The sequence below is a fragment of the Rubellimicrobium mesophilum DSM 19309 genome (genome assembly GCF_000600335.2).
Lineage (GTDB): Bacteria > Pseudomonadota > Alphaproteobacteria > Rhodobacterales > Rhodobacteraceae > Rubellimicrobium > Rubellimicrobium mesophilum.
Genome location: NZ_KK088615.1, coordinates 119,736 through 130,088 on the forward strand (window position 1 = coordinate 119,736; position 10,353 = coordinate 130,088).

Genomic DNA, 10,353 nt, shown 5'->3' on the forward strand with positions numbered 1-10,353 from the left:
TCAGTGATTGAGGTCCCCAAGGCCTACGCCCGGACCCGGGGGGTCGTCAACCCCCGGACCGCCTTGGGCCGCGATCCGCCGCGACGTCCAGAAGGGATAGAGGACTCCCAGGCCCAGTCCGCCGATCACCAGCCCGGTCGAGGCGACCTTCCAGACGGGCAGCGGCTCGCCGAGCCAGAGCGCCGAGGCGGCAAGCCCGAAGACGGGGACGAGCAGCGCGGCCGGCACGATGCTCGCCGCCGGGTGTCTCGCCAGCAGCCAGCCCCAGGCGGCATAGCCGAAGAGCGAGTTGCCGATGGTCTGCCACAGGAGCGCGCCCCAGGTGGCAGCGCCCGCCGAGGCGAGCCCCGTACGGATCGCAGGCCAACCCTCGACGAGGAGCGACATGAGCAGGAGCGGCGGGAAGGAGAACAGGCTGCCCCAGACCACGACCGGCAGCAGATTGCGGGCGCCACTGGCCTTGGCGACGACGTTGCCTCCTGCCCAGGACAGCGCCGCGAGGAGCACGAGGCCGAGACCCAGCGGCGTGGTGGTCCCGTCCGTATTGACGGCGATGACCGCTATGCCCGAGGCCGCGACGACCAGCGCCACGAGCTGGAAAGTGCGTATGCCCTCACCCATCCACCAGACCGAAAGGCCGATGGTGAAGAAGACCTGCATCTGGACCACCAGCGAGGCCAGCCCGGGCGAGATATGGCCGTCCATGGCGATGAACAGGAGCCCAAACTGCCCCGCCCCGATCAGGAGGCCGTAGGCCGCAAGGCTGCCCCAACCCACGGGTGGGCGCCGGACGAGACCAAGAGCGGGCAGGGCAGCCAAGGCGAAGCGCAGCCCGGCGAAGAGCAGCGGGGGCAGGTGGTTCAGGCCGATGCGTATGACGACGAAGTTCGTTCCCCAGATCGCCACCACGAGCAGGGCAAGCGCAAGGTGGCTGAGAGGGATGCGGGCCATGCGGCCCTTCTGTCACCCCCTTCAGCCACTCGCAAGGCGACCACGCCCGTTCACACCGTGTCCAGATACAGCTCCAACTGCTGCCGCGGCGTCAGGTCCTTCATGTAGTGGAGCTCCTGCCGCTTGGTCATCACCAGATTGGCGATGAGCTGGGGCGCGAAGATGCGGTGGGCGAAGGCGCTCTCCTCGAAGGCGTCGATGGCCTGCTCCCAGGTGTCGGGAATCTGGGCGAGGTCCTGGTCGTAGGCGTTGCCGGTGATCGGTGGGGGCGGCTGGAGGCCATCCTCGATGCCGACCAGCGCCGAGCCCAGGACCGCCGTCAGGAACAGGTAGGGGTTCACGTCGCCGCCCGCGACGCGATGCTCCACCCGCCGCGCCATGAGGCTGCCGCCGGGGACGCGGACCGAGGCGGTCCGGTTCTCGTAGGCCCAGCAGATGCCGGTCGGCGCATGGCTCTCCGGGACCAGCCGCTCGTAGCTGTTGGCATGGGGCGCGAAGATCAGCGCGAGGTCGGGAATGCCCTTGAGGCAGCCGGCGATGGCGTTCCTGAGGAGCGGCGTGCCTTCGTGCGTGCCGTCGGCGAAGGCGTTGCGACCCTCCTCGTCGAGGACGGAGAAGTGGGTGTGGAGGCCGCTGCCCGCATAGTCCTCATAGGGCTTGGCCATGAAGCTCGCCGCGAACCCGTGGTTCCGGGCAAGGCCATGGACCAGCATCTTGAAGAGCCATGCGTCGTCGGCCGCCTTGAGCGCATTGGGGACGTGGCTCAGGTTGATCTCGAACTGTCCGAGGCCCACCTCGCTGATCGCCGCCTCGGCCGGGATGTCCATGGCGTCGCAGGCGTCGTAGAGCTCCGTGAAGAAGGCGTCGAAGGCGTCGAGGGCGCGCAGGGAGAGGATCTCGGCGCCCGGGCGGCGCTTGCCGGAGCGGGGGGACGGGGGTTGGCGGAGCTCGCTCCCCGAATCGTCCACGAGGTAGAACTCCATCTCGGTGGCGACGACCGGGGTGAGGCCCCGCGCCTGGAACCGCTCCATCACCGCGCGGAGGGCATGGCGGGGGTCGCCGTCGTAGGGGCGCCCGTCCTCCTGGTACATCCACATGGGCAGGAGCGCCGAAGGGGTCTTGAGCCAGGGCATGGGAACATAGCCGCGCTCGGTCGGCTTCAGGACCCCGTCGGGGTCGCCGATCTCGAAGACGAGCGGGGAGTCCTCCACGTCCTCGCCCCAGATGTCGAGGTTGAGGACCGAGAGGGGGAAGCGGGTTCCGTCCTCCTCGATCTTCTGGGCATAGCGGACGGGGACACGCTTGCCGCGGGCCTGTCCGTTGAGGTCGATGGCGCCGCAACGGATGTTGCGCACCTCGGGGTGCTGGTCGAGCCAGCTCATGATGTCACCTTTGGAAACTCTGGGTCGTGAAGCTCAGCGGGCCGACGGCCGGAACCGTGGGGGCCATGTCATGATGTCACCTGTCTTGCGGGTTGCGCCTTTCGTCCGGGGTCAACGGACAAGCTGGAACTTGGCCTTCCGCCGGCCGGGGACGGAGGGCAGGTGGCGGTTGAGCCGGCGGGAGGCAAGGCTGAACAAACCGATCACCACGAGGGTGAGGCCGATATAGTAGCCGGCAAGGATGGGATAGGGGACGAAGGGGTTGAAGGTCTTGTCGGCGAAGTAGTTCGCGTAATAGAGCGCGTCGCCTTTCTGCTGCAGCGCGGGGAAGGCCGAGAAGAAGACCAGCGTCGTCGCCTGGAAGAGGAAGAGCGCCTCGTTGGTGTAGGCGGGCCAGGCGAGGCGGAGCATGGTGGGCCAGGTGATCCGGCGGAACTTCGAGAAGCCGGTGAAGCCGTAGGCGTCGGCGGCCTCAAGGTCCCCCCGGGGAATGGCCCGGAGCGCGCCGTAGAAGATCTCGGCCGAATAGGCGGCGGTGTTGAGGAAGAGGACGACCAGCGCGCCGAGCCAGGCGTTGGTGAGGATGCCCAGGGTCGGGAACTGGCCCTTGAGGCTGAGGAACAGGAAGTATCCGAAGAAGAACTGGATGAAGAGCGGGGAGCCCCGGAAGACGAAGACGAACCAGTCGGCGAGCTTGCGGATCAGGGGGTTGCGCGAGGTGCGGGCGAGGGCCACGCCGGTCGCGAGGAAGAAGCCGGCGGCCAGCGCGAGGATCCCGAAGTAGATGTTCCATATGAGCCCCGAGCCGATCAGCGTCACCTGCTGGCAGAGAGTGATGTCGGCCGTGGGCAGGAGCTTCTCGCCGATGCCGAGGCTGCGGAGGGCGTAGGCCTGGACCGTGTCCCAGCAGCTCATGTCCGCACCTCGGCCGTGGAGGAGTCGCGGAGGGCGGCGTTGCCGGACATGGCCTGGCCGTGGGTCAGGCGGCGCATGAGGCGGTCGAGGACGATCTCGGAGACGCGGGTGAAGGCGAGGTAGAAGACGAGCAGGAACAGGAAGTACCACATTCGCCAGTCGCCGTGCGGGAAGCTGGTGAACTGCGGGGTCTTGGAGCCGCCGAGGTCGCGGGCCCAGTAGACGATGTCCTCCACCCCCAGGAGGAAGAGGAGGGGCGTCGCCTTGATCAGGACCATCCAGAGGTTTGAGAGGCCCGGCAGCGCGTAGACCCACATCTGTGGGACGAGCACGCGCCAGAAGGCCTGGCGGTGGGTCATGCCGTAGGCCTCGGCCGTCTCGATCTGGGCGCGGGGGACGGCGCGCATGGCGCCGAAGATGACGTTGGCCGCGAAGGCGCCGAAGACGATGGAGAAGGTGATGACGGCGAGGAAGAAGCCGTAGACCTCATGCATCCACTGCGGCGAGGTGGAGAGGGGCAGCTTCGCCGCGTCGCAGACGATGAAGTCGTTGCCCTGGTAGACGGGCTGGTTCCAGTCGGGGCACTTGATCCGGTGGCGGAGGTATTCGAAGGCCTGGTCGAGCGCGATCACGAAGAACAGGAAGAAGGCGATGTCGGGCACGCCGCGCACGACCGCGATGTAGGCCTTGCCGATCCAGGCGAGCGGCGCGATGCGCGACCGGGCCAGCATGGCGCCCCCGAAGCCGAGCGCGAGCGCCACCGGCGCCGTTACTGCCAGCAGCAGAAGCACCGTCCCGAAGGAGGCGTAGAAGTTCAGGTGCTTGCCCGTGGTCAGGTAGCACAGGAACCAGGACAGGCCGTGGAGGGAGGAGGGGTCGCTGCACATGACGGGGGTCGATGCGGCGTGTCCATTCAGCCTGTCGCGTCGGGGGAGTCGGCCCCGGGCTGCTGGTGGTCACGACCTTGGCGCATCCTCCTTTGTGGGAACCGGGGCGCCCGCCGTGGGCGCCCCGTCGGGGGTCACTGGGTGGAGTCCTCGGTGGCGCCTTCGACGGAGGCCTCGAAGGTTTTGGGCCTCGGGGCCGAACCACTTGGTGATGAGCTCGTTGAGCGAGCCGTCGGCCTTCATGGCGGTGATCACCTCGTCGAGCTTGCCCTTGAGCTCGGTGTCGCTCTGGCGAAGGCCGACGCCGATGCCGTTGCCGAGCGAGACGTCCTCGCTTACGAACTGGAGCTCTCCGCCCGCGGCCTCCACGAGGGGGGCGAGGAAGTCCTTGTCGGCGAAGACGGCATCGGCTTCGCCGTTCTGGACGGCGGCGACGCTCTCCTCGCCGGTGGCGAACTCGAGCGGCTTGGCGCCGGACTCGGCGATGTGGGCGGCCTGGATCGTCCCGGACTGCACGGCGATGGTCCCGCCCTCGAGGTCGGCGTCGGGCGAGAGGGCGGCGTAGGCCGAGGGGGCGGGCGGCAGGTAGTTCTGCGTGAAGGCGATGACCTCCTGCCGCTCGGGCGTGATGCTCATGCCGGCCATGATGGCGTCGTAGTTGCTCGACACGAGGTTCGGGATGATCGAATCCCAGTCGTTCGTCACCCAGGTGCAGGTGAGGCTGGCCCGCTCGCAGAGCGCGTTGCCGAGCTCGATCTCGAAGCCGTCCGGCTGTCCCTGGTCGTTGATGAAGTTGTAGGGGGGATAGGCGCCCTCGGTGGCGAGGCGCACCGTGTCCTGCGCCCAGGCGCCGCTGGCGGCCAAGGCCAGCCCGGCGGCGAGGATCAGGTTTCTCATCGTCAACTCTCCCGTGTCCTTGTCGTTTTCCCCATCAGAGGGGCGTTGCCGCCGAATCTCAAGGCCCTTCGGCGGGGCGGGCCGGTGCGTCAGAAGGTCGGCGGGTTCTCGGGGAACCACTTGGTGATGAGCTCGTTCAGCGAGCCGTCCGCCTTCATGGCGCCGATGGCGTCGTCGAGTTTGCCGCGCAGCTCGGCGTCGCTCTCCCGCAGGCCGACGCCGACGCCCCGTCCGATCGGGATCGGATCGCCGATGAAGGTCAGCTCGCCCCCGGAGGCGGCGACGATGGGCGTCAGGTAGTCGTAGTCGGCGAAGGCCACGTCCGCCTCGCCGTTCCGGGCCGCCGCGACGGCTTCGTCGGCCGTCGGGAACTCGACCAGAGTGGCGCCGGAATCGGCGATGTAGGAGGAATGGATAGTGGAGACCTGGGCCGCGACGGTGCCCATGGTGTCGGCGTCGGGGCTGGTGCCGACATAGGCCGAGGTGGCGGGCGGCGTGTAGTTCTGGGTGAAGTCGATCACCTTGTCCCGCTCGTCCGTGATGTTCATCCCGGCCATGATCGCGTCGTAGTTGCCGGCGAGCAGGTTGGGGATGATCGAGTCCCAGTCGTTCTGGACCCAGGTGCAGGTCAGGCCCGCGTGTTCGCAGAGCGCGTTGCCGAGCTCGATCTCGAAGCCGTCGAGCTCGCCCTGGTCGTTGATGAAGTTGTAGGGCGGGTAGGCGCCTTCGGTGGCGAGGCGCACCGTGTCCTGCGCCCAGGCGCCGCTGGCGGCCAAGGCCAGCCCGGCGGCGAGGATCAGGTTTCTCATCGTGTCGTTCTCCCCTGTCGTCGAGCGGTCGTTGTCGTCAGGCCGCCTGGGAGGCCGACAGGAACCCCCGGAGCCGCTCCGACCGGGGGTTGCCGAAGATCTGCTCGGGCGGGCCCTGCTCCTCGATCTTGCCCTTGTGCAGGAAGACGACGTGGTGGGCCACGTCAGCCGCGAGCTTCATGTCGTGGGTCACGATGATCATCGTGCGCCCTTCCTGGGCCAGGGCCTTGATGACGCGGATCACCTCCTGCTCCAGCTCGGGGTCGAGCGCCGAGGTCGGCTCGTCGAAGAGGAGCGCCTTGGGCTCCATGCAGAGGGCGCGGGCGATGGCGGCGCGCTGCTGCTGGCCGCCCGAGAGCTGGGCGGGCCAGGCGTCGGCCTTGTCGGCGATGCCGACCTTGGCAAGGTAGGCGCGCGCCTTCTCCTCCACCTCACGCGGGTCGCGCCGAAGGACGGTGACGGGCGCCTCCATGATGTTCTGCAGGACGGTCATGTGGGACCAGAGGTTGAAGCTCTGGAACACCATGGAGAGGTTGGTGCGGATGCGGACCACCTGGGCGCGGTCGGCGGGATGGCGCCCCATGCCGTGGCCGCGCCACTTCACCGGCTCGCCGCAGAAGACGACGTCGCCCTGCTGGCTGTCCTCGAGGAGGTTGCAGCAGCGCAGCAGAGTGGACTTGCCCGAGCCCGAAGAGCCGATCATGGCGACGACGTGACCGGCGGGGGCGGCGATGTCGACGCCCTTCAGGACCTCGAGCGTCCCGTAGGACTTGTGGAGGTTGCGGATCTCGATGACCGGCGCGGCGGCGTCTGGCACGTGTTCTTCCCTGTCGTTCCAGGGAGCAGACGCGACTCGAGCCACGATTGCAATGCTTTCGGCGTCAGCGTGCCGTCACGTTCGGAACCGGCGGCAGCGGGAGGTCGTAGGCGGAGAGGGGCAGCACCACGATCCTGCGCAGGCCCAGCAGATCCGATTCGGGACGAGGGAGGGTAGCGATGGCCTCCGCGATGGCCTCGCGGTAGGGGGCGGGGTCCTGACCCGCGCGGGTGATGAAGCTCTGGCCGGGGCTCGCGGCCGTGCGGTCGAGGACGCGCACGCGGCCGGCGAGCGGGTGCCAGCGCTGGAGCATCCGCCAGGTGATCGCGTCGATGGCGGCAAGGTCGGCGTGCCCTTCAGCGACGGCGCGCAGCGACTCGGCGTGCGAGCCGGTGACCAAGGTGGGGTCGATGGCGACGCCGTTGCGCCGCGCCCAGGTCTGGCCCGCGTCCCAGCCGGAATTGGACAAGGGATCGTTGAGCGCGAAGCGGAGGCCCGGCGCGGCATCGTCGGCTCGGGCGACGATCAGGCTGTAGTATTCGCCGGGTCCGGCGCCAGGGAGGCCGTAGTCCGAGGCGCCGACCAGGGTCACGCGGTCCCGGAAGCCGGCGCGCCACGGCAGGTTGCAGATCTGGCCCAGCACGAGGTCGGGGCGGGCCCAGGTCTCATCGTAGGGCGTCTCGCGGTCGAGCGCGTCGGGCGCCTCGATCCCCCGGGCACGGAGACCGTCGCGGACGAGCTGCCAGAACGTATCGTGGGCGGCCGCGTTCTCGGGCCGGTCGTACATCGGCAGGGCGGCGATCATCGGGAGCGCGCCTCGACCCGCTGCCGCGCGAGGCCGCTGTCGGCGTCCTCGATCCCGAGCAGAGGAGCCACGAGCCGAATCAGCCCATCCTCGTCGGCGTCGCGGCTGCCATCGGCGAGGGCGACATCCCAGAGCGCCTCGATGACGCCGAGGCGGTCCTCGTAGGGGACGTGCTCCTTGAGGGCGCGGGTAAAACGGACGGTGTCCGGGGCCTCCTCCTCCAGCGTCTCGGCCTCGTTGCGCAGGCGGACGGCCTCGAAGGGGCCGAGGCCGAAGCGGGCGCGCAGGACGGCGTCGATCCGCGACACCTCGGCCCCCTGGTAGCGGCCGTCGGCGCGGGCGAGCCGGATGAGGAGGGCCGCGAGGGCGAGCCGCGCGTCGGGCTGGGGCAGGGTCTCGGGCGCGGGCGAGAGGAGGCGGCGCAGCAGGGTCTCGAACATGGGTTCCAGATATGGCGGGTTGGGCGCGGGGGAAAGCCCGGAACCGGAGCGGCTCGCCTCGCCTTGACTCCCTCGTGAGCCGATGGAGAGCGCGCATGGAGCAGGTGGCCATCGGCGTGGGCGTGACGCTGGTCTGCATCCTCGTCTCGGGCCTGGGCTTCTGGCTGGCCGAGGTCTTCTTCACGCACCAGCGGGAGTGGCTCCGGCGGCCCCCCCATTCGTTCAAGCTCTTCCTGGTGGTCACGGGTGCGGGGGGGCTCGTGCTGGGGATCGTCTTGGCGGGGGTCGCGATCTGGGGCGGGATCCTCCTCTGGTTGCGGGTCTTTCCCGACTTCTGGACCGCCTTCTACTTCGCGCTCTGCTCCTACACGACGGTAGGCTATGGCGACGTGCTGCCGCCGGGGCACTGGCGGCTCCTCGGCGCGATGGCGGCGGCGAACGGCTTCATCAACATCGGGCTGCTGACGACGCTGTTGATCGAAGGGCTCCAGCACGTGCGGGCGGGCTATCACCGGACGGTCTATGGAGAGGAGCTCGATGGCTGAGTCACGCCAGTGTCGCGAATCGCTCCGAGAGCCAGGCCGCGCGTTCGGCGAGCTTCCAGGGCGGGTTGATCGTGAACATCCCGGACCCTTCCATCCCATGCCCGGCCCGGGCCGGCTGGAAGCGGACCTCGTGCCGGTGGGCATCCGGGAAGGCGGACCCGAGGCGGTCGAGCATGGACGCGTGGCGGGCATCGGGAAGGAGCGGGTACCAGAGCATCAGGATGCCGACGTTCCAGCGCCGATGCACCTGCTCGAGAAGCGCGGGAATCGTCTCGTATTCGGTCTTCACCTCCCAGGAGGGGTCCACCAGCATGAGCCCGCGGCGCGGCGTGGGTGGCGCGAGCGACAGGGCCATGGTGGCGCCGTCGCGCCGCTCGATGCGGGCGCCGAAGGGCCGCAGGTGACGGGCCAGGGCCTCGCCCTCGCGGGGGTGGAGCTCGGCCAAGGTGAGACGGTCGTCCGGGCGCAGCGAGAGCGCGGCGACCAGGGGAGAGCCGGGATAGGCGCGGGGACCGTGGAGCCGCCGCGTCTCGCGCAGGACGCGAGCGAAGGGGTCGTCGGGCGGGAACCACTGCTCGACCCGCTCGATCCCCGCCGCCGCCTCGCCGGTCTTGAGCGCCTCGGGGGCGCCGAGGTCGTAGAGGCCCCGGCCGGCGTGGGTCTCGAGGTAGGAGAGTGGCTTGTCCTTCTTCGCGAGCTCCGCCAGCACCCAGGCCAGGAGGGCGTGCTTCTGGACGTCGGCGAGGTTTCCCGCGTGATAGAGATGCTGGTAGGAAAGCATGGGGCGGAGGTAGCACCGTTGGACCGCCGATGGGAGAGGATGACGCCCCCGAACCCTCCTCGGGCATCTCCGCAACTTTTTCGGCGTTGGTAACCTTTTGTTAGGCGTTGTTATACTTGCCGAACCCAAGCGGGGGAGGTAGGTAGATGAGCGCCCCGACCCTACCGCTCGATGGGTTCGCCGCTTTGATGGCGAGCTACACCTCTGCGGTTAAGCAGAGGAAGCTGGTTGCCGTGTTGAACGCCTATGTTGACGACTCAGCGAAGCATCTTGGTCGGCAGATGTTTTTCTTCGGCGGCTACGTCAATCACGCCGACAAGTGGCAGGAATTCACCGAGGAATGGGCTCGTGTTCTCAGTGAGAATCGTTCCCTTCCGTATACAAAGATGAAAAATGCCAACAGTCTTCATGGATTGTATCACGGGTGGTCGGAAGAAGACCGAGACAGAAAATTGAAGGCACTTGCCAGCGTCATCGCAAATAGCGGTGCGCAGTCGTTTCACGTCTCGGTATATCGGAAAGAGTTCGAGCAGATTTTCGACAAGTCACTGCCCTACGGCTTCCAGAAACCGCATTTTATCTGCTTCGGGGCATTGATAACCGGAATCACTAAGCTGCACCGTGAGCTTGGTTCGCCTTACCCGATACGGTTCATTTTTGACAACCAAGATGAAATCCGTGGTTCAGTTTTGGCTCTTTATGAGGGATGGAAGAAGGACCAGCCAGAAGATTTGCGTTTGCTGATGGGCGGCACCCCAACATTTGAAAACGACGAAACAGTTCTGCCGCTCCAAGCGGCTGATATGCTTGCGTGGCACGTTCAAAAGGAGGCGGATGAAGTAGGCATCACGCATAAGACCGATATATCTAAATTGCTCTTCTCCCCACTCACTACATGATGCATATAGATGCAGGCACCTTGAAGCGGGTTCGGGATGGGATCATGAGCCTTCCCCGCGCGTCAGATGCGTCGTCTAAGTGGTTCATCCGGCAAGTCATGGTACAGTGAGCGGTGCTTTGCTGGAGAGAGGCCATGCGACAGTTGCGACTGCGTGCGTTGGCGGATGCGGAGCAGGTGGCGATCGAGCGGCTGGCCCATTCGCGGACGGCCCCCGCTCGGCAGG

12 protein-coding genes are annotated in these 10,353 nt (G+C 67.6%); 2 read left to right on the forward strand and 10 right to left on the reverse strand.

Annotated elements, in window-relative coordinates; translation table 11 throughout:
- The 9 genes from RUMESO_RS20760 to RUMESO_RS20800 all read right to left on the reverse strand — a co-directional run bounded on the left by RUMESO_RS20760 (position 1) and on the right by RUMESO_RS20800 (position 7,903).
- Complete coding sequence (locus tag RUMESO_RS20760; RefSeq protein WP_082484436.1) at positions 1-951, reverse strand: EamA family transporter; 951 nt, start codon at positions 949-951, stop codon at positions 1-3.
- Between the two features lie 50 nt (positions 952-1,001).
- Positions 1,002-2,333, reverse strand: a complete 1,332-nt coding sequence (locus RUMESO_RS20765) for a glutamine synthetase family protein (protein ID WP_037283170.1) — start codon at positions 2,331-2,333, stop codon at positions 1,002-1,004.
- Between the two features lie 111 nt (positions 2,334-2,444).
- On the reverse strand, positions 2,445-3,248 hold the full coding sequence (locus RUMESO_RS20770; protein WP_037283173.1) for an ABC transporter permease: 804 nt from the start codon (positions 3,246-3,248) through the stop codon (positions 2,445-2,447).
- On the reverse strand, positions 3,245-4,135 hold the full coding sequence (locus tag RUMESO_RS20775; protein WP_037283176.1) for an ABC transporter permease: 891 nt from the start codon (positions 4,133-4,135) through the stop codon (positions 3,245-3,247). Before RUMESO_RS20775 ends, RUMESO_RS20770 begins: the two co-directional genes overlap by 4 nt.
- A 69-nt stretch (positions 4,136-4,204) precedes the next feature.
- A complete protein-coding gene (locus RUMESO_RS20780; protein WP_082484440.1) occupies positions 4,205-5,032 on the reverse strand; it encodes a transporter substrate-binding domain-containing protein in 828 nt (275 codons plus the stop codon).
- A gap of 89 nt (positions 5,033-5,121) precedes the next feature.
- Complete coding sequence (locus RUMESO_RS20785; RefSeq protein WP_037283178.1) at positions 5,122-5,841, reverse strand: transporter substrate-binding domain-containing protein; 720 nt, start codon at positions 5,839-5,841, stop codon at positions 5,122-5,124.
- A gap of 37 nt (positions 5,842-5,878) precedes the next feature.
- The gene (locus RUMESO_RS20790) at positions 5,879-6,658 is read right to left on the reverse strand and encodes an ABC transporter ATP-binding protein (RefSeq protein ID WP_037283180.1); all 780 of its coding nucleotides are present in this window, start codon (positions 6,656-6,658) and stop codon (positions 5,879-5,881) included.
- A gap of 64 nt (positions 6,659-6,722) precedes the next feature.
- Positions 6,723-7,463 (reverse strand): phosphate/phosphite/phosphonate ABC transporter substrate-binding protein, encoded by a 741-nt coding sequence (locus tag RUMESO_RS20795; protein WP_037283182.1) that lies wholly within the window; start codon positions 7,461-7,463, stop codon positions 6,723-6,725.
- Positions 7,460-7,903 carry a tellurite resistance TerB family protein gene (locus RUMESO_RS20800; protein WP_037283185.1) on the reverse strand — a complete coding sequence of 148 codons (444 nt, stop codon included), beginning with the start codon at positions 7,901-7,903 and terminating at the stop codon, positions 7,460-7,462. The genes RUMESO_RS20795 and RUMESO_RS20800 overlap by 4 nt, the downstream gene beginning before the upstream one ends.
- Before the next feature lie 95 nt (positions 7,904-7,998).
- Here RUMESO_RS20800 and RUMESO_RS20805 point away from each other — a divergent pair, with 95 nt between their 5' ends.
- Positions 7,999-8,448, forward strand: coding sequence for a potassium channel family protein (locus tag RUMESO_RS20805; protein WP_051521562.1), 450 nt, complete (start codon positions 7,999-8,001; stop codon positions 8,446-8,448).
- A gap of 1 nt (position 8,449) precedes the next feature.
- On the opposite strand, the gene rlmJ is transcribed toward RUMESO_RS20805, so the two are convergent.
- Positions 8,450-9,229, reverse strand: a complete 780-nt coding sequence (gene rlmJ / locus RUMESO_RS20810; protein ID WP_037283188.1) for a 23S rRNA (adenine(2030)-N(6))-methyltransferase RlmJ — start codon at positions 9,227-9,229, stop codon at positions 8,450-8,452.
- 146 nt (positions 9,230-9,375) lie between these two features.
- On the opposite strand from rlmJ, the gene RUMESO_RS24615 reads away from it, so the two are divergent.
- Positions 9,376-10,128 (forward strand): DUF3800 domain-containing protein, encoded by a 753-nt coding sequence (locus tag RUMESO_RS24615; RefSeq protein WP_082484446.1) that lies wholly within the window; start codon positions 9,376-9,378, stop codon positions 10,126-10,128.
- The last annotated feature ends 225 nt before the right edge of the window (positions 10,129-10,353 follow it).

Bases quoted from the DNA above. Each gene is read 5' to 3' on its own strand.
- RUMESO_RS20760 (WP_082484436.1), bottom strand. From the start codon at position 951: ATGGCCCGCATCCCTCTCAGCCACCTTGCGCTTGCCCTGCTCGTGGTG.
- RUMESO_RS20765 (WP_037283170.1), bottom strand. From the start codon at position 2,333: ATGAGCTGGCTCGACCAGCACCCCGAGGTGCGCAACATCCGTTGCGGC.
- RUMESO_RS20770 (WP_037283173.1), bottom strand. From the start codon at position 3,248: ATGAGCTGCTGGGACACGGTCCAGGCCTACGCCCTCCGCAGCCTCGGC.
- RUMESO_RS20775 (WP_037283176.1), bottom strand. From the start codon at position 4,135: ATGTGCAGCGACCCCTCCTCCCTCCACGGCCTGTCCTGGTTCCTGTGC.
- RUMESO_RS20780 (WP_082484440.1), bottom strand. From the start codon at position 5,032: ATGAGAAACCTGATCCTCGCCGCCGGGCTGGCCTTGGCCGCCAGCGGC.
- RUMESO_RS20785 (WP_037283178.1), bottom strand. From the start codon at position 5,841: ATGAGAAACCTGATCCTCGCCGCCGGGCTGGCCTTGGCCGCCAGCGGC.
- RUMESO_RS20795 (WP_037283182.1), bottom strand. From the start codon at position 7,463: ATGATCGCCGCCCTGCCGATGTACGACCGGCCCGAGAACGCGGCCGCC.
- RUMESO_RS20800 (WP_037283185.1), bottom strand. From the start codon at position 7,903: ATGTTCGAGACCCTGCTGCGCCGCCTCCTCTCGCCCGCGCCCGAGACC.
- RUMESO_RS20805 (WP_051521562.1), top strand. From the start codon at position 7,999: ATGGAGCAGGTGGCCATCGGCGTGGGCGTGACGCTGGTCTGCATCCTC.
- rlmJ (WP_037283188.1), bottom strand. From the start codon at position 9,229: ATGCTTTCCTACCAGCATCTCTATCACGCGGGAAACCTCGCCGACGTC.
- RUMESO_RS24615 (WP_082484446.1), top strand. From the start codon at position 9,376: ATGAGCGCCCCGACCCTACCGCTCGATGGGTTCGCCGCTTTGATGGCG.